Origin of the sequence: Anabaena azotica FACHB-119, assembly GCF_014697625.1 — a bacterium.
GTDB classification, from domain to species: Bacteria; Cyanobacteriota; Cyanobacteriia; order Cyanobacteriales; family Nostocaceae; genus Trichormus; species Trichormus azoticus_A.
Genome location: NZ_JACJSG010000001.1, coordinates 197,498 through 213,770 on the forward strand (window position 1 = coordinate 197,498; position 16,273 = coordinate 213,770).

Annotated in this window: 14 protein-coding genes; 10 read left to right on the plus strand and 4 right to left on the minus strand. The window is 42.6% G+C overall.

Going from position 1 to position 16,273, the window contains the following annotated elements; genetic code table 11:
• Positions 1-4 precede the first annotated feature (4 nt).
• On the plus strand, positions 5-1,378 hold the full coding sequence (thiC, locus tag H6G83_RS00895; protein WP_190465674.1) for a phosphomethylpyrimidine synthase: 1,374 nt from the start codon (positions 5-7) through the stop codon (positions 1,376-1,378).
• 297 nt (positions 1,379-1,675) lie between these two features.
• Here the strand turns inward: thiC and H6G83_RS00900 are convergent, their stop codons facing one another.
• A complete protein-coding gene (locus H6G83_RS00900; RefSeq protein WP_190465675.1) occupies positions 1,676-3,445 on the minus strand; it encodes a PAS domain-containing sensor histidine kinase in 1,770 nt (589 codons plus the stop codon).
• Positions 3,446-3,454: 9 nt separating this feature from the next.
• On the opposite strand from H6G83_RS00900, the gene H6G83_RS34930 reads away from it, so the two are divergent.
• A complete protein-coding gene (locus H6G83_RS34930; protein ID WP_206758974.1) occupies positions 3,455-3,619 on the plus strand; it encodes a hypothetical protein in 165 nt (54 codons plus the stop codon).
• A 217-nt stretch (positions 3,620-3,836) separates the two neighbouring features.
• Here the strand turns inward: H6G83_RS34930 and H6G83_RS00905 are convergent, their stop codons facing one another.
• Positions 3,837-6,365 (minus strand): mannose-1-phosphate guanyltransferase, encoded by a 2,529-nt coding sequence (locus H6G83_RS00905; RefSeq protein WP_190465680.1) that lies wholly within the window; start codon positions 6,363-6,365, stop codon positions 3,837-3,839.
• Positions 6,366-6,922: 557 nt separating this feature from the next.
• Here H6G83_RS00905 and H6G83_RS00910 point away from each other — a divergent pair.
• Complete coding sequence (locus H6G83_RS00910) at positions 6,923-7,114, plus strand: hypothetical protein (protein ID WP_190465682.1); 192 nt, start codon at positions 6,923-6,925, stop codon at positions 7,112-7,114.
• 552 nt (positions 7,115-7,666) lie between these two features.
• On the opposite strand, the gene H6G83_RS00915 is transcribed toward H6G83_RS00910, so the two are convergent.
• Entirely contained in the window at positions 7,667-8,074 is a 408-nt protein-coding gene (locus H6G83_RS00915; RefSeq protein WP_190465684.1) for a hypothetical protein, read from the minus strand.
• A 571-nt stretch (positions 8,075-8,645) separates the two neighbouring features.
• Between H6G83_RS00915 and H6G83_RS00920 the strand changes: the two genes are divergently transcribed.
• The 3 genes from H6G83_RS00920 (at position 8,646) to phnE (ending at position 11,297) form a co-directional block, all read left to right on the plus strand.
• Positions 8,646-9,620 carry a phosphate/phosphite/phosphonate ABC transporter substrate-binding protein gene (locus tag H6G83_RS00920; protein WP_190465686.1) on the plus strand — a complete coding sequence of 325 codons (975 nt, stop codon included), beginning with the start codon at positions 8,646-8,648 and terminating at the stop codon, positions 9,618-9,620.
• 83 nt (positions 9,621-9,703) lie between these two features.
• Positions 9,704-10,432, plus strand: coding sequence for a phosphonate ABC transporter ATP-binding protein (locus H6G83_RS00925; RefSeq protein WP_190465688.1), 729 nt, complete (start codon positions 9,704-9,706; stop codon positions 10,430-10,432).
• Positions 10,433-10,514: 82 nt separating this feature from the next.
• Entirely contained in the window at positions 10,515-11,297 is a 783-nt protein-coding gene (gene phnE / locus H6G83_RS00930) for a phosphonate ABC transporter, permease protein PhnE (RefSeq protein WP_190465690.1), read from the plus strand.
• A gap of 57 nt (positions 11,298-11,354) precedes the next feature.
• Here phnE and ald read toward each other — a convergent pair whose 3' ends face one another.
• Positions 11,355-12,446 (minus strand): alanine dehydrogenase, encoded by a 1,092-nt coding sequence (gene ald / locus H6G83_RS00935; RefSeq protein WP_190465692.1) that lies wholly within the window; start codon positions 12,444-12,446, stop codon positions 11,355-11,357.
• Between the two features lie 313 nt (positions 12,447-12,759).
• Here ald and H6G83_RS00940 point away from each other — a divergent pair, with 313 nt between their 5' ends.
• The 4 genes from H6G83_RS00940 to H6G83_RS00955 all read left to right on the plus strand — a co-directional run bounded on the left by H6G83_RS00940 (position 12,760) and on the right by H6G83_RS00955 (position 16,237).
• Positions 12,760-12,930, plus strand: coding sequence for a chlorophyll a/b-binding protein (locus tag H6G83_RS00940; RefSeq protein WP_190465694.1), 171 nt, complete (start codon positions 12,760-12,762; stop codon positions 12,928-12,930).
• A 416-nt stretch (positions 12,931-13,346) separates the two neighbouring features.
• Positions 13,347-13,643 carry a hypothetical protein gene (locus tag H6G83_RS00945; protein WP_190465696.1) on the plus strand — a complete coding sequence of 99 codons (297 nt, stop codon included), beginning with the start codon at positions 13,347-13,349 and terminating at the stop codon, positions 13,641-13,643.
• A 351-nt stretch (positions 13,644-13,994) separates the two neighbouring features.
• Positions 13,995-15,164: an RNA-guided endonuclease InsQ/TnpB family protein gene (locus tag H6G83_RS00950; RefSeq protein WP_190465876.1), complete on the plus strand. Its 1,170-nt coding sequence runs from the start codon at positions 13,995-13,997 to the stop codon at positions 15,162-15,164.
• Positions 15,165-15,217: 53 nt separating this feature from the next.
• Positions 15,218-16,237 (plus strand): WD40 repeat domain-containing protein, encoded by a 1,020-nt coding sequence (locus tag H6G83_RS00955; RefSeq protein WP_190465698.1) that lies wholly within the window; start codon positions 15,218-15,220, stop codon positions 16,235-16,237.
• Positions 16,238-16,273 lie beyond the last annotated feature (36 nt).

Consider the following 16,273-nt stretch of genomic DNA (forward strand, 5'->3'; position numbering starts at 1 on the left):
AAATATGCGGAAAGAATGGGTTGCTAAAAGACTTGGGCAAAGTAACGTAACTCAAATGCACTACGCCCGTCAGGGTGTCATCACCGAAGAAATGCACTACGTCGCCCAAAGGGAAAATCTACCTGCTGACCTGATTCGTGAAGAAGTGGCACGGGGTAGAATGATTATCCCAGCTAATATTAATCACACTAACTTGGAGCCAATGGCGATCGGCATCGCCTCTAAGTGTAAAGTAAATGCTAATATCGGTGCTTCCCCCAACTCTTCCAACCTGCAAGAAGAAGTTGATAAACTGAAGCTAGCCGTAAAATACGGCGCTGATACCGTGATGGACTTGTCCACAGGCGGCGGTAACTTAGACGAAATTCGTACCGCCATCATCAACGCTTCCCCCGTTCCCATTGGTACAGTACCCGTTTACCAAGCTTTAGAAAGCGTCCACGGCAAAATTGAAAACCTCACCCCCGAAGACTTCCTCCACATCATCGAAAAACACGCCCAGCAAGGGGTAGACTATCAAACTATCCACGCCGGGATTTTGATGGAACATTTACCCCTAACCAGAAGCCGCATCACTGGTATTGTTTCCCGTGGTGGTGGTATTTTAGCTCGGTGGATGCTGCATCACCACAAACAAAACCCACTTTACACCCACTTCCGCGACATCATCGAGATTTTCAAGAAGTACGATGTATCCTTCAGTTTAGGTGATTCCCTGCGCCCTGGCTGTACTCATGATGCTTCTGATGAAGCCCAATTAGCCGAACTCAAAACCTTGGGACAACTCACCCGCAAAGCTTGGGAACATGATGTACAGGTGATGGTAGAAGGGCCTGGACACGTCCCAATGGATCAAATTGAGTTCAACGTTAAAAAACAGATGGAAGAGTGTTCAGAAGCACCCTTCTACGTGTTGGGGCCATTGGTGACAGACATCGCTCCCGGTTATGACCATATCACCTCCGCCATTGGTGCGGCGATGGCTGGGTGGTACGGTACAGCTATGTTGTGCTATGTCACACCAAAAGAACACTTGGGTTTACCCAACGCTGAAGATGTCCGCAACGGCTTAATTGCTTATAAGATAGCCGCCCATGCTGCGGATATTGCTAGACATCGCCCAGGTGCGAGAGATAGAGACGATGAACTCTCCCGCGCCCGTTATAACTTTGACTGGAACCGTCAGTTTGAATTATCACTCGACCCAGAGAGGGCTAAGGAATATCACGATGAAACTTTACCAGCAGATATTTACAAAACTGCTGAGTTCTGTTCTATGTGTGGGCCTAAGTTCTGTCCTATGCAAACCAAGGTTGATGCTGATGCACTGACGGAACTAGAGAAGTTCTTAGCGAAGGAGAAGGTAACGCAAGCTTAATTGACCGAAAATCAATTAGGCACAATTTTAACCTTACCAACGCCTGTAGAGACGTTATACATAACGTCTCTACATTAATAGGACTTACGCATAAAAACGAAAAATCAAGGGTTTGGGCAAGGGTGTAGGGGTATAGCGCAAAGTCTGAGCGCCGGTTTCCGGCGATCAGAACTTTGTAAGAGAGGGGTATAGGGGTGTAAATCTTTAAAACCCTTACACCCTTACACCCTTACCCCCCTACACCCTGTCTCAACAGATAACCTTGGTGCGTAAGTCCTGATTAATAAAGAATTGATATTAGGTGTTGTTCTCCAGATGAATGGGAATTTTAATAATAAATTCAGCACCTACGCCCAAAGAGGAAATACATTCTAAAGACCCAGCGTGCATATCAGTAATAATTTGGTAACTGATAGATAAACCCATACCAGTCCCTTTCCCTACAGGTTTACTTGTATAGAAGGGGTCAAATATTTTTTGGCGCACTTCATCTGACATCCCCACCCCATTATCTCTAATACGGATGGTTACTTGTTTAGGGGTTGACACTTCTGTAATTATATGTATTGTGGGCTTTACCTGCTCATGATTTTTTTGGGAAAATTTCTCTTCCAAAGCATCAATAGCATTAAGCAAAATATTCATAATAACTTGGTTAAGTTGCCCAGCATAGCATTCAACTAAAGGCAAATTACCATATTCTTTGATGACTAAAATTTCGGGTCGATTTACTTGGGTTTTCAGCCGATGTTCTACAATCATTAAAGTGCTATCAATACCCTCATGTATATTAGCAGCTTTTAAATCAGATTCATCCAAACGGGAAAAGGTACGTAGAGACGCAACAATCTGGCTGATGCGGTTTGCGCCAACTGTCATTGAAGAGTAAAGTTTTGGCAAGTCTTTGAGTAAAAATTCTAGGTCAATATTTTCTGCTTCTGCTTGAATTTCTGCGGCTGGTTCTGGATAATGGGTTTGATAAAGTTCAATTATTTTTAACAAGTCTTGAGTATATTGGTAGGCGTGTTTGAGATTACCAAAAATAAAGTTAACTGGGTTATTTATTTCGTGGGCTACTCCTGCTACTAGTTGACCGAGAGAAGACATTTTTTCGCTTTGAACAAGCTGCATTTGGGTAATTTGCAATTCTTGCAGAGCTTCTTCAAGTTCTTTTGCTTGCTTACTCAGTTGTGCTTCTGCTTTTTTACGAGCAGTAATATCATTACGAATTGCTACATATTGTTGGGGTTTATTTTCAGCATCTAACAAAGGGACAATAGTTGTGTCTACCCAATAATATGTACCATCTTTCGCCAGATTTTTAATTTCTCCTTTCCATACTTTTCCTTGCTTAATAGTCAGCCACATATCTTGAAAAAATGCTGGGGAGTGATAATGAGAATTAACGATTCTATGAGTTTGACCAATTAGTTCTTCTACTTGATACTGTGATATTTGGCAAAACTTATCGTTAACATATTCAATGATACCTAGATGATTTGTCACAGCCACAATAGACGACTGATCTAACGCAAATTTGATATCTGCTAATTCTTTGAGAGATTTTCTCAGAGTTATTTCTACTTGTTTGCTCTCAGTACTACAGGTATTTTGGCGATTTGTAATGTCTTCAACAAATGACAAAATCCCAATAACATTTCCTTGAACATCAATCAGAGGACTGTGATACCATTCACAAGTAATAATTTTGCCATCTTTCCTTAAATTCTCATTGGTGCAGTGAGTTACGCCTTTTTGCTTGAGTAATGCAGCCATTAATTGCTTGACATCCTCCCTAGCACTACTAGGTACTATAAGTTCCACTGCATGACGATTTACTGTTTCTTGTTTCCTGTAACCAAAGATACCTTCTGCCGCAGGATTCCAGTCGGACACCTGGAACGCTGTATTCCAATGAATTACTCCTAAAGGATTACGTTCCATCAAGAACAGCCATTGATGCTGCATTTCTTGAAGTGCTTGTTGTGTCTTCTGTAAATCAACTATCAGCTGATTTCGCTGTTGCAAACAGGCTTGCAACTGTTGATACTCAGATTCAGGAAACATAGTCATTAATTGGCGACGGAATTAAAAGAAAACATCGAAATTGAACTATCAGAAGCTGTGCTGCTAGAACTTTTGCTTTTGATGTTCTTTTTATTAAAATTCCCCAAAAATTACTTTTTGCAATACTTAGAAATGATTTATGAAATAAAGCTTAAATTTTCGGCTGCATTATAATCAGCTTAAAGTTTAAAAAAATACATTGCATAGTAAGTAATAATGATGATCTGAAACCCCCAAATTCCTGCACAGCCGTCACACAACAGCAATAAAGCGGTAGGAAAGTCCACACCGCTTTTTGTCCCCTACTTATGTTAGAGCGATCGCTCCTCCAAAATCGTGAACCGCACAGAAGCGCGGAGAATACTTTGCGTTCCTCTGCGTTCAGAAAGAATTACACTTCTGCTGGGTGGTACTCTTGCTGTCTTTCCACGAATTTCTGGACGCGGGAACGATAATCTCGCATCGTCTCATCTACCCAGTCGCGATCGTTGCTATTAGCATACAAATGTACTAACGGCTCACTAGCATCTGGTAAAACTAACAGCCAACTGTCATCAAAGGGTTGACGAATTTTTACGCCATCGATGAGTTCGAGGTTTTGGGCGGGGTGGGTTTCCACTAGGTAGCGCATCAACGCACCTTTAGCCGACCAAGGACAACGTATGGTGTGGGTGCGGTGAATGACACGGGGTAATTCTGATCTGACAGTAGCTAGCGATCGCTCCTGTATGGTCAGCATTTCGATGATTTTGGCAATGCAGAACATGGAGTCAAACCCCGGATGCAGTTGGGGGAAGATAAAGCCAGTCTCGCCGCTACCACCTAGCACTACATTAGAATTTTTCTGACAAGCTTCCATTAAAGCTGTCGCATTGGCTTTGGTACGAATTACTCTCCCATCGTGGCGACGGGCGACTTGTTCCACTGCACTAGAAGCATGAACGGGGACAACTACCGTCCCTCTGGGGTTGGAAGTCAAAATCATATCTACCATCAGGGCGGTTAACAGTTCGCCGCGAATGGGGTAGCCTGACTCATCAACTAAAATTAGCTGTTCGCCGTTAGCTGATACCTGGACACCAAAGTTAGCTTTCAACGCTTCCACCACATGACCCAGTTGAGTCAACAATGCTTCCCGGTCGGTGGTGGTGACAGCATTTTTATTCAAACTGGCGTTGAGTACCACTGCATCAGCGCCAAATTTATCTAACATTTGGGGTAGCACCGCCCCAGATACAGCATAAACATAATCAATAACGACTTTTGCCCGGCTGTTGTGCAGGGTGGAAACATTTAACAGCTTCTCAAAGGCGGTGCAGTAAAGGTCAATTACTTGGCTGGGGTAAGCCACATCACCAATTTCATGGCTTAAGGCGCGACGCATATCTTCCTTGTAATAAGCCCCTTCAATTTTCTTTTCCTGGGCTTTGGAAATATTAATCCCCTTACTATCCATGAACTCTATGAGGATGTAGTCGGCGCGGTCGGGGTGTACCCTCACATGAATTCCCCCAGATACGCCCATTGTGGGGATAACTGTGCGGGCGATGGGGATGGCTGTCGCGTCGAGGTTTTGAATATCTACACCTACAGACATTAAACCAGCAATGAGCGATCGCGTCACCATGCGAGAAACATTTCTTTGGTCACGGGACACCGCTACTTTCGCCCCAGGTTTCAATGTTGAACCATAAGCCGCGCCTAACTTCACCGCAAACTCGGCGCTGATGTCGATATTTGCTAACCCTTGCACACCGCGTTGTCCAAATAAGTTTCTCTGGGCGGTGTTACCCCAAATCAGGTTAATATTTAAAATTGCCCCTGATTCAATCTTCTTACTCGGCCAAACCCTGACCCCTGGGCTAATTTGTGCTTCTTCCCCTACAGTAGACAAAGAACCGACAACCGAAGCTTCTAATACATGGGCGCGACGGTCAACACGGGTTCCGCGCGAAATTACACAAGCACTCAACTGGGCTTCTTCCCCAATAATTGCCCCATTCCAGACAATTGGACGCTTGAGATTAGCATCTGCGCCAATAGTCACATTATCACCAATCACCGTTCCCGCTTCTATTTGTACCCTTGCACCGATGCGGCAATTGTTACCAATGACAACTGGAGGTTCGATATTAGCAGAAGAGTCAATATAAGTATTTTGCCCTACCCACAAACCAGGAGAATTTTCTTTATAAGCAAAGTCTAGTTTTACTTTACGTTCTAAAGCATCATACTGAGCTTCCCGATAAGCATCTAAATGTCCCACATCGCACCAGTAACCGTCAGCGATGTAACCATACATTGGCTCATCTTTGTCTAAGAGTAGGGGAAATAAATCTTTAGAAAAGTCGCATTCTGTATTATGTGGGAGATATTCTAAAACTTCTGGTTCTAAAATATAAGTCCCGGTATTGACGGTATCAGAAAAAATTTCGCTGGTTGAAGGTTTTTCTAAAAAGCGGTTAATTTTCCCTGCTTCATCGGTGATAACGACACCAAACTCTATCGGGTTAGGAACTCTCGTTAAAATTAAAGTTGCTTTTGATTGTTTTTGTTTATGAAAAGCGATCGCTTCTGTCAGGTCAAAATCTGTAATGCTATCACCGCTAATTACTAAAAAAGTTTCATCCAGAAGTTCAGCAATATTTTTCACACAGCCTGCTGTTCCCAGAGGCTGGTCTTCTTCGACGGCGTAAGTCATTTGCACACCAAAATCACTACCGTCTTGAAAATAGTCTCGCAACACATCAGGTAGATAATGCAAAGTCGCAATTACTTCCGTAATTTGATGTCTTCTGAGAAGATTAATAATATGTTCGGCAATTGGACGATTAAGAATCGGAACCATCGGTTTGGGGAGATCGCAAGTTAAAGGGCGAAGTCGCGTTCCCGAACCACCTGCCATTAGCACTGCACGCATATATCCTCCTTAAACTTTTTGCAGCTGATTCTGCTTTTAAACCCATAAGAGTATATTAGGTTTGTATTTAGTTTCCTACGGATGTCGATACTGGAAACACCCCCGCAAGAAGCATCTGACAAATAAGTAAAAGTACTTATGACGCTATTTTGGCTTTCTTCTACGGCGGGGCGCAGTCCAACGCCAGAACAGCAAACTCAAAAAATGCTTATCAGTTAGGGGGATCTGCACTGAATCAGTTTATTTATGCTAACTACCAAAGGCTACACAGGCAACTAGGCAGAAGGAAAAAGTAATATAAAAATGTAGGTGAATAGATAATGGGTAATACCTACTCTCATAAACTATCTATTACTGAATGCCTATTTCTTTGTAAGAGGAATTTTTCCAGAGGTATCATGTTATGCAACAATTTTCCCAATGGTAAGGTAGATAAACTCACACAACACAGATGCAAAAATTTAAGTCATACTGAAAACTAATGTCGATGATTAATCCTTTGCACATTTTGTCCAATTTATACCGAATTTAGTCAGGCATTAACGGAGTTGATGATAATGAGTAAATTAATTATTTTCGGCTTAATTGTGATTTATATAGGTGGTGTATGGAAATTCTGGAATGGTTTCTCAAGAACCAATTTTACCAAGTCTTTACCAAACCGGATCAGATTATCTTTACTTTGGCCAGCCTTGTTTATTGCTAATCCTTCCTATCGTCGGAATTTTCGCCGGGCTTTGAAGGGATAGAGATTAATTGGCGGTTACTTGCTACTTAAACGCACCCTACTAGTTCATACCAATTCAAAAAATATTTGCAACAGATCGATGATCTGTAGGGACGCACATCTGTGAGTCCCTACCCATATATCTGTCGCATTCTATTTTCAATAGGACTTACGCAACTGGCAGATTTTTTCTGTAGGGTGTGTGAGGAGCGATAATATTTGAACGTAGTCATGAGACTTGTAGCGTCACACACCTACCACCAATTGTGACACTTGCGTAAGTCCTGTTCAAATTGGGATCACCGGCGCGATCGCTTATTTTGTATGTATAGCTGTTGAAGCATAGGTTAGGACATCATACAATTTTAAACCCTTTAATTTCAAAGGCTTTCAGCCCTGTCACCTGTCACCTGTCCCCTGCTATAGAATGAAAAAATTTAGGGACGCACAGCTATTTGTGCGTCCCGACAAGAATTAACGTCAATGTTAAATCATCTTGCCAAGTCAAGAGAATTTTCTAACTCAATCACAATCAAACTTGACAAGTAAACTGCTAACTATCAAGGTCTGTGTTCTATCTTCTTCGATTATTCCGCCAGATATGGACGGCTGCGCCAGCACCAGCACCATTGATAGCATTGTTGAGGGTTCTGTTTCTGCAATTACCAGTAATTGCGCCAGTCACTACCCCAGCACCAGTACCTACACCCAAGTCTTGACCGATACTCCGTCTTCTGGGATTCCTTCTCAAGCCATTTGCACCATTGACAGCCGCACCAGATACCGCACCGTTAATGGCATTACCTAATACAGAACGACATCCGGTTATGGCTCCCGTAATTACACCAGCACCAGCTCCAACAAGTGCATCTTCTACCACTCGGTCATCAGCAGCAGCAGGCTGTAAAGGAGCGAAGGAGACACCGACTAAACTTGCAGCCACAAGGCTGGGTAGAAATGTGCGTTTTAAAGTTAGTTTCATATTTTTCCCTTCCAAACATCCACAACTAGAGCATAATTGCACTGATTGCCGTTACAGATGTCTCATAGATGTACCTACCTTTATTTTAGACAACTGTAACGGTTTTTTTATATGACTATGGTCATAATTACATTAACGCAATATGTATTTTATCTACTTAAAGCAGCAATATTTAATCTTGAGATTCCAAAAATAGAAGTGTAATAAATTTACCAACCTGTTATTGATTATACATTTAGAGAATACTATTAAGGTCATTGAACAATTAATACACAAGTTAACTTCTAGCTAACTCATCTATTGTAGCTAAATAAATATATAGCAGACAAAAGGCTCAAAAGCGTTAATTTATGGCTTTTATTATTAGTTTTCTGGGTGAATCTATCTAGCAATTGTTGTACCTCCAGCTGATATAGTTTTATCTACCATGTCAATAACTTGATTAAAAATTGTTACCCCATAATACATCTCAATATTGACTTTTGTTCCTAAAAGCACTAGATTATTTGATTGGAATAGTTGAAAGTAATTTGCAAAAATACTGCGAATAGTTCTTGATGGAGAGGAGCAAATGAGTGTAAGCCAAAAAGGCTTGTTAGGTGCTGGCGCGGCATTGATGGCGTTGATGGGTGTAGCAGTTACTACTGTTAGCGGGATGCAGGCGACAAATGCTAATTCAATTTTTAGTCAACAAGCGCCGCGCTTACTTGCCCAAAATGTAAAGAGTTTAACGGTAGTGTTTCCTAGCCGTGCTGATTCGACAGATTTGCAAGCCAAAGCAGATGCTGTAGCAGCTTTTTTGTCCAAAGATTTGGGAATTCCTGTCAAAGCAGTGGTAGGTGATGATACAGCTGCGGTGGAAGCGTTGAGAGCCAACCGGGCGGATGTGGCTTTTTTAAGCAGTCGTCCGGCGTTGAAAGCTGAACAATTGGCAAATGCTCGTTTGTACCTAGCAGAAGTACGCGATAACTACTCTGGTAGATTTACATATAACTCGATATTTGTTGTCCGTAACAATAGCCCCCTGAAAACGAGAAATGGTGCTAAAGCCACTCTAGAACAACTACGGGGCAAAAAAATCGCCTTTACCTCGCCCACATCAGGCTCAGGGTTTATTTTCCCTGTGAGTGAGTTAGTCAAACAGGGATTTGTCCCCAACCGCGATCGCCTGGATGGGTTCTTTGGTCAAGTATCTTATGGTGGTAACTACAGCAAAGCCTTACAAGCAGTATTGCGCGGTCAAGCAGAAGTAGCAGCAGTATCAGAATATGCACTACTCCCGCCTTATATTACACCAGAGGAAAAAAGTCAGTTGCGAGTACTGTATAAAATCTCTGGCGTACCCGCTCACGGTATCGCTATAGATGATGATGTTCCCGCACCTTTTAGAGAAAAACTGATTAACTCTCTACTTAAGTTAAATCAACCACAAAATAACCAACTGCTACGTAACTTATATAACTCTACCGAATTGGTGAGAGTTGACCACAATCGTCACCTCGCACCAGTGCGTCAAGCTCTCCAACGTGTAGGTATCGAGCCGTAATGTAAGACAGTTGACAGTTGACAGTTGACAGTTGACTGTCAACAAACAACCTTTAATATTGATGAAATTGACCGAGGCAGAGGATGAGTGATTATATAATCGAATGTCACAACTTAGAGACAGCTTATGTTGCCTCTTTGAATCGTCCTATCCTCAACAAGATTAACTGTCAGATTAAACAGGGTGAATTTGTTGTTCTGTTAGGATTGAATGGCGCTGGTAAGTCTACATTATTGCGATCGCTTGTTGGGTTAGTACCATTAATTAGGGGAGAAGTTCGCATCAATGGCGTGGCTACAAATACCCGCACAATCTCCCAAACCCGTCGTGATGTAGGAATGTTGTTTCAAGGCGGTGGTTTAATTCCCCAGTTATCAGCAATAGAAAATGTATTGTGCGGTAAACTCGGCGCAAGAACAACTTGGCAGACCATATTTGGCTTTCCCAAACGCGATCGCCTATTGGCATTAGAATTACTAGAACAATTGGGTTTAAGAGAACTAGCCTATCAAAAGACTAGCAGACTCAGTGGCGGACAGCAACAAAGAGTAGCGATCGCTCGTGCCTTAATTCAATCACCGCAAATACTTCTAGCTGATGAACCCACAACGGGATTAGATGTCATCGCCGCCCAACAAGTGATGGATACCTTAGCCCAATTACACAGCCAACAAGGTATAACAATTGTCACAGTTCTGCACGACTTGGGAATTGCTGCTAAGTATGCCCAGAGTGCCATAGTTCTAGATGCTGGACGCATCGTCTACCAAGGCGCTTGTGATAATTTGCAAGAAATAGTCATTAGTCATTAGTCATTAGTCCATAGTCCATAGTCCATAGTCCACAGTCCACAGTTCTCCCCCCACTCCCTCATCTCCCCCCACTCCCTCATCTATGATTTCCAAATTCCTCCATCGCTACTCTTGGGTGAGTACCCTAGCCATCATATTAATTGCTGTTCTAGTTTACACTTGGGCTTTACAAGGACTTCAGCTTGATTTTGCCCTGCTGACATCTAGCGCCCCTTACATTACTGATTTCATCTCACGCTTATTTCCCCCCGATTTCACAGTTATTGATATCGCCATTAAGGCGCTAATTGAAACTGTACAGATGTCTTTGTGGGGAACAACCATTGGTGCTATTATGTCAGTGCCAATTGCCGTTGCTAGCGCCAGTAATGTTGCGCCTAGTTGGTTGCAATGGCTGGCTAATTTGCTGCAAAATGCTGTGCGTTCCGTTCCTTCTATTATCCTGGGGCTAATCTTTGTCGCCGCCACAGGCTTAGGCGCACCCGCAGGTACTTTAGCTTTAAGTATATATACTATCGGCTACCTTGCCAAATTTTATCAACAAGCTATTGAAGCAGTTGAGCCTCGGTCTTTAGAATCTCTGCAAGTTATAGGCGCATCTCGATTCCAAATTGCCCAGTATGGAATTATGCCTCAAGTTTTACCCCTAAGTTTGGGTTATACCTTATGGATGTTTGAGTATAACATCCGTGCTGCTTCCGTGTTGGGTGTGGTGGGTGCAGGTGGTATTGGCTTTCAGTTGAAGAGTTACATTGATGGGTTTGAATACAACAAAGCCACAACTATGATGTTGGTACTATTGGTAGTTGTCACAGTAATTGATGGCTTCAGCAGCCAGTTACGCCGCCGCCTCGAAAGTTCGTAGTAAAGGCTTTAGCCTTTTGTTGAGGACTAAAGTCCTTACTACAAACCTTGATTAAAACTAACTTACCAAATCAGGAAATACCTCTTGCACAGCCGGATGTACCAACCGATGATTCTGCACATTAACACCTTTAGCAAGTGCTTGGTTAACTTCTAACGCCTTAAGCCCTTTGTTTGCCAACTGCACAACATAAGGCAATGTACTATTGTTGAGTGCTTGGGTTGCTGTCCAAGGTACTGCACCAGGCATATTCGGAACGCCATAATGCACTACGCCCTCTTCAATATATACTGGGTTGGTGTGAGATGTGGGGTGTAAGGTTTCCACACAACCACCTTGGTCAACAGCCACATCAACTATTACCGAACCTGGGTGCATTTGTTTGACCAATTCACGAGATACTAAAATTGGCGCTCTGCGTCCCAGTACCAAAACAGCACCAACAACTAAATCTGCTTCTTTGACGGCGGCTTCGATGTGGGCTGAACTGCTGTAAAGTAACTCCACTCTAGAACCAAACAGAGTTTCTAAATAAGATAAACGTTCAACATTGACATCTAAAATTTGTACGCTTGCACCCATACCTACGGCAATTCTAGCAGCTTCTGTACCAACCACACCACCACCGAGAATTACTACTTTCCCAGGTTTAACTCCAGGGACACCGCCTAAAAGTACACCTCTACCACCTTGTTGACGTTCTAGGTAACGTGCGCCAAATTGTACCGCTAACCGACCTGCAATAATACTCATGGGGGTGAGTAGTGGTAGCCTGTTAGCACCTGGAACTTCTACGGTTTCGTAAGCGATCGCACAAATGCCACTATCAATTAAATGTTCTGTTAACTGGCGATCGGCTGCTAAATGCAGATAAGTAAACAATATTTGCTCTTTCTGTAAAAATTGATACTCACTTGTCAGTGGCTCTTTAACTTTAACTACTAACTCTCGGTTCCAAGCCGCCTCCACTGTCGGCACAATTTCCGCCCCGGCGCTGCGATAATCATCATCTGTAAACCCAGCACCACTCCCGGCTTGAGTCTGTACAAAAATACTATGACCATTTTCCCGTAGTACACGCACGCTAGCAGGACTTAAGCCTACTCGAAATTCTTGGTCTTTAGTTTCTTTAGGAACACCAATTTCCATGTAACGCCTCTCTCATAAATTTTTTGTTTAATTTAGCCTGCCAGTCTTAGACCAACACTTCCGTATTATGGATAGCTATCTACAACATTAGTTTGCCCAATCGTAAAATCTCAGGCTCATTCCTACTCTTGCTCTTGACTATTCCTCTACTACCCTTAAAATATATAAAGATTAATTACAATTTGTTAAAAAGTCTTTGTATGGCTTCTAATAGAGAAGCTACTAGATTTTTCGACTTAAATTTGGCCTGTCCGCCTGCAATTAGCTCAAAACTCATTATCAACTTCCGTTTGCCGAAAAGAGGTTTATCACTATGTCCCAAACACAGCCAACAGTTACACCCAGACTAGAAGAGCCAAAATTTGGTTTTAACGAATATGCAGAACGCTTGAATGGTCGAGCTGCCATGATTGGTTTTCTGTTGGTGGTAGTTATCGAATATGCCACCAATCAAGGTGTTTTATCTTGGCTTGGGCTGAAGTAGAAAGGACTAGGGGCTAGGTAATCAAAAAATCAACTTCTACCTGCTGCCTTTGGTTGGTGAGGGCAGTTAAACCACTGACTCCTGGCTCCTGCCTGACTGAAACCAGTGTTAAAGTTGTAAGCTAGTAATTAGCAGAGTAGGAACCAGCTGGATTATCTAGCTGGTTTTGACTTTATTCGTATATAGTGAACTACCTCACACAACTTGCTTTCTATAAAGATAAAGCACACAAGAGAGTGTTAGTAATATCCTCAACTTGCAAAGTCTTTATGTAAGGGAGTCAATTACTACACTTAAACCCTACTGAAAAAATTATAATCTTTTTTAAAGATACCTGTTGTTCAGATAGGTAATTCGTAAGTGAGGTATTTTTGTTAAATTTACACAAAAGGTTATCTGGAAAAAACCAAGCTGTGATGAATGTTGTATTACCTCGTTTTTTAAAGTCAGCCTATAGAAGAGAGCCAGTAGTTAGTGTATTGATCACGATGGGCGTGGTAGATGCACTAATTGGTGGGTTGGACGATAGCTGGTCACTGTTTGCTGTTGGTTTAGGAACAGCAGGCGTAAGCCTGGCTTTTAAGTTATGGCGTATGAGTCAGCAGCGTCCCCCTGTGGTCGAGGAGCCTGTAGTACAGCATTACTTGCCCCCTCGCTCATCTAGCTCGACTCTACCGATGTTGACTGTGCAGAAGAAAAAACCACCATACTAAACAATTCGCGCATTCGTCTTGGAAAGTTTCCAGGGCGCGGGAAACCCGCTTACAGAACTTTCCGCAAAATTAAAAGAGCTAAAGGAATAAGCTTTCTGGTAATTTTGGAGATGGTTGAGGCAATTATTTAATTGGGTGAGGGTTAATCAGTAGCACTCAATAAGCTAACAATTACTCACTTTTGCTGACTTTCGCGTGACAATCCCCGAATAAACTCACGCATTACATCTGTCTTAGTCCTTGACACCTGTTCACAGTATGACTCTAGCAAGTCTAACTCTTCCTGCGGAATCCTTATTGTTAACTTTCTCTCGGCTTTCATTGTCTGGCGTTATGCTGTACAATGTATATATGTTACTAGCATTTAAGACAGAACTCAAACTTAACAATAAACAGCGCACTCAGTTGTTAAAACATTGTGGTGTTGCTCGTCATGCTTGGAACTGGGGATTAGCTTTAACTAAACAGATACTCGGCCACAATAAAGCCAATCCAGGGGAAAAAATTAAATTCCCCTCAGCAATTGACTTACATAAGTGGTTGGTGGCACTGGTGAAGCCTGAGAATCCTTGGTATTTTGAAGTGTCAAAATGCGCTCCGCAATATGCGTTGCGTAATCTGCGAACAGCTTGGGATAGGTGCTTTAAAAAAGTGTCAGGCGTTCCCAAGTTCAAAAAGAAAGGGAAGTCTGACTCATTTGAGTTGGACGGGACTATCAAAATTTGCGGAACTCGCAAGATTCAACTTCCCCGACTAGGCTTACTCAAAACCTATGAGAGCTTGCCGCAAGTTCAGCCCAAATCAGTCACTATTAGCCGTGTTGCTGACCGTTGGTATATCTCGTTTCGGATTGAGGTAGAGCCAACCAATACAACCAAGATGGTTGATGTTGTAGGTGTTGACCTCGGCGTTAAATCCCTGGCGACACTCTCAACAGGAGAAGTGTTTGAGGGCGCTAAATCTTACCGCAAACTAGAGGCGAAACTATCTAGAGTCCAATGGCTAAACCGACATAAACAAATTGGTTCAGCTAATTGGAAGAAAGCGCAAATCAAAATTGCTAGGCTACACCAGCTTATAGCCAACATCCGTAAAGACACATTGCATAAACTCACGACTTATCTGGCCAAGAACCACGGCGTGATAGTGATTGAGGATCTAAATGTGTCGGGGATGCTGGCGAACAGAAAGTTAGCCGCATCTATAGCTGACATGGGCTTTTATGAATTTCGTCGCCAGCTAGAGTACAAAACTGAACTCTACGGTAGTGAATTGGTGATTGTAAATAGGTTTTACCCCAGTAGTAAAACTTGCTCGAATTGTGGAACTAAGAAAAAGTCTTTATCACTTCAAGAGCGTGTTTTTAAATGTGAACATTGCTCATTTGAATGCAATAGAGATTTGAATGCCGCAATTAATTTGTCTATGGCGGTCAGTTCGACCGTGTTAGCTTGTGGATCGGGTGAAGCCGACTTCTCCGAGATGAAGCAAGAAAATTTCGGTTTGGAGCGCAAACGTTAGTAAATTATGAACGGAAAACAGTGAGGAGTGAGGAAACAGGAAAGGAGTACTTAATGGTACGCCCGTATTTTCTATTGCTATTCATGGCGGCGCTGGCTTTGTCTGTAAATGTTGGGCAAGGGTTCAAGGTAAGTGCGGCGGATCAGGTTCAAGTGCTACCTAATACGCAACCTACAGGAGAATTTACTAGCCCTCGCATCTTGTACAGCCTCAATGCTCATCCGGGGAGGGTAAAATCTTTAACTTTTAGTCCAAATGGTCAAGTTCTCGCTAGTGGTGGTGCTTACAACGATGGTATAATTCGTTTGTGGAATCCGACAACTGGTAAAAAAGTAGGAACCATCAACAAAGCCCAAAAAACAACGGTGGAGTCTTTGGTAATTTCCCCAGATGGACGAACCCTGGCCAGTTCCGGTGGTGATAATACGATTAATCTGTGGAATCTGAAAAGTAATCAATTTACCCGCTCGTTTGTGGGACATAGTACCAGCGTTACGTCTTTAGCTATATCTTCTGATGGTAAGGTTCTCGTTAGCGGTGCTTTAGATGGAATACGGGTTTGGGATTTGCTCCAGCAACGCCCATTAGGTACTCTAGTACGCTTTGATAATAGAATTGACACCGTGGCGATGAGTGCTGATGGTCAAACTCTAGCTAGTGGTGATATAAAAGGTGTGATTAAACTGTGGGATTTAAGTACAGGTAAATTAATTCGCGCATTTAACGCCCATTCTGGTGCAGTTACAGATATAGTTTTTACAACCGATGGACAAAATTTAATTAGTTCTAGTAGCGATCGCACCATTAAAGTTTGGAATCTGCCAACTGAACAACTCACCCGCACCCTCACAGGACATAATAATTGGGTAAATGCGATCGCTCTTAACCGCGATGGTAAAACTTTAGCTAGTGCGGGTAGAGATGGCATTAAGCTGTGGGATTTATCTACAGGTGAGTTACTAAATACACTAGTAGGTCATAGCGACTGGGTGAGTGCGATCGCTTTCAGTCCAGATGGACAAATACTCGCCAGTGGCGGCTATGACGGTAAAGTTATCATTTGGGGTAAGTAAATATGGGGACTAGGGACTGGGGACTGGGAAAAAGCA